Origin of the sequence: Rhizobium ecuadorense, from assembly GCF_001187535.1 — a bacterium.
Classification (GTDB): Bacteria; Pseudomonadota; Alphaproteobacteria; order Rhizobiales; family Rhizobiaceae; genus Rhizobium; species Rhizobium ecuadorense.
In genome coordinates, this window is sequence record NZ_LFIO01001752.1 from 1 (window position 1) to 265 (window position 265).

At 59.2% G+C, this 265-nt stretch carries 1 pseudogene; it reads right to left on the bottom strand.

Features of this window, described 5'->3' with window-relative positions:
- A pseudogene (locus tag AF337_RS45930) lies at nucleotides 1-265 on the bottom strand (efflux RND transporter periplasmic adaptor subunit); the annotation flags it as partial.

Below are 265 nucleotides of genomic sequence, written 5' to 3' on the forward strand. Positions count from 1 at the left end.
CTTGCTGCACGCCTGTTCTGACTATCGCACCGTCCTGAAGGAGATGCGCGCCCAGAGCGACAACCTGCTGACCAACCCCTATTCCGGTGACAAATGCCATTTCCTCGCCGATCCGCTTTATCTCGACAGGCTTGAAGTTCACGGTCGATGTGGCCCCGTTGACAACCCACACACCTGTCCGGCTGCCGTCGTCCAGGATGGCACCGACTGGTACGGCGACCTCCGATCGCCGGTTCGCGTCGAATATTTTGATCGTCACCGTCGA